Annotated in this window: 3 protein-coding genes; 2 read left to right on the top strand and 1 reads right to left on the bottom strand. The window is 45.5% G+C overall.

Going from position 1 to position 1,906, the window contains the following annotated elements; translation table 11 throughout:
- Positions 1–582 (top strand): RHS repeat-associated core domain-containing protein (locus C515_RS23230; protein WP_245575052.1); only part of this gene is annotated, 582 nt, incomplete at its 5' end.
- 418 nt (positions 583–1,000) lie between these two features.
- Positions 1,001–1,441, top strand: coding sequence for a hypothetical protein (locus tag C515_RS23725; protein ID WP_144290509.1), 441 nt, complete (start codon positions 1,001–1,003; stop codon positions 1,439–1,441).
- Between the two features lie 272 nt (positions 1,442–1,713).
- Here C515_RS23725 and C515_RS24415 read toward each other — a convergent pair.
- On the bottom strand, positions 1,714–1,906 hold a 193-nt coding region (locus C515_RS24415; protein WP_043650165.1), incomplete at its 5' end, for a hypothetical protein.

Below are 1,906 nucleotides of genomic sequence, written 5' to 3' on the forward strand. Positions count from 1 at the left end.
GGCGAGCTGGACGAACCGCAGGGCGGCGAACACCAGCCGCTGCGCTTCCCCGGTCAGTATCACGACAGCGAAAGCGGGCTGCACTACAATACCTTCCGCTATTACGACCCGGAAAGCGGGCGCTACCTCAGCCCCGACCCGATCGGCCTGGCGGGCGGCCTGCACCTGTACGGCTACGTGCCCGACCCGAACGGCTGGATGGATCCGTGGGGGTGGGCAATTGTTGATGCTATTTTTGAAATGGGCGGGCAAATTTTTACAGGCACTAACCCTACCGACAGAGCACCTCGTACCTCTGGCCCCACATCGCCGGGACTTCGAGGCCCCAATACAAATACATTTGATATGCATGCCGAAATTGAGGCAATGAGTAAAGCAAAAGACGCCGGCTTGAGTGGAGGAAAGGGAACCCTAACCATTACTGGAAAAGATGCCTGTCCGTATTGCAAGGGCGATATTAAGACAATGGCTCGCACACTCGGACTTGACGAGCTAACAGTCCATAACAACGGCAGAACAATTAAGTTCACAAAGCAAGAACTAAACACCATAAAACAAGGAGGAAAAGGATGGAAGTGCTAATAAGTAGCAACAATTCAATCTCGCTCGAACCGATCATTGACGACGAAGAAGGATTAACCTCCTTATGCATCCGATGGAATGGCGATGATCGAGGGTACATTTGCCTAGCCCGTGAAATTGACTCCAACGAAATTTATATTGAATACCTTTCACAAGAACATGGATTCTATACAAAAAAGGCACACTACCAATTAAACAAAGAATACCTTGAAATATCTCTAACCGGAGAAGCCTCATTCTCCAAAAATGCAAACATAAATAAAATATTGATACCAATTCAGGATTCATACAAAAACCTTCAAACATGCCTCAATGTATTATTTGAAGACTCCTGATCAGACATCTTCTTTAGAAAAACAAAACCATCTTGATGCATCCGCAGTTTGCTAATTGTCGATGCAATAACTAGTAGATTATTATGAGTGACGAAACTATTCTTTATAAAATCATATATAAAGAAGACACACTAGGATGCCCAATTCACTGGGCTGGAGAATGGAACATTGAAAGTCTTTACTGGGACCCCCTAGACCCGAAGACATACAAACCACACAATGGCAGCCATTTAGAACTATATCTAAGTTACGTAAGAAAACTAGACGCTGATTTCGGGATTGACGCCCCAATGATTGCATCCGAGAAACTGCGGAAAATCCTGGATCTATTATCTATCCCACACTACGCAATTCCTCTGGAAATTTTAATTCGTGGAAAAAAAAGATCTGAAAAAGATTACTACATCATCTTGCCCACAACCGAAATCCATCTACTTGATATGAAGAATCTGACTTCGATCCTTTCAAAGATCTCTACACGGGAGAAATCTTGTACAAAGATGGAAGGCCAGCATGCGAATTGATCAGAAAATTCATAATGCGCATCCCAGATGACATACCTCACCTATTCATTTGCGCAGAAACACACTGGCTGATTTGCACTGAAGAATTCAAAAAACAATGTGAAGAAAATAGCATTCGCGGCATTGCTTTTAAGGCCCTGAATGATGGCTTCAGTTACGACGCCTTTTCCACAGATGATTTGTGATTAGCCGTTTTCTCCGATTCTATTGGATTTCCCCACAAAATCCGACGAGCAAAGCAACTCTGGCGAAACTCCATGTCGGCAGCACGGCTATTTCAAAACTCGCATGGGTATATAACCGTTAGCTTTTTTAAATAAAAGGCTGTAGGCGTATACAAATAGCTTTCCCTGCATCGCCATACTTGCCACCACGGCAGCGACGGCCAGAGCGTCAGCCGCACCCGCTATCAGTGGGATGCCGACGGCTTCCTGCTCGAACAAGCGCACGAGCACGCCAGCGTCG

The sequence above is a fragment of the Chitinilyticum litopenaei DSM 21440 genome (assembly GCF_000428145.1).
Lineage (GTDB): Bacteria > Pseudomonadota > Gammaproteobacteria > Burkholderiales > Chitinibacteraceae > Chitinilyticum > Chitinilyticum litopenaei.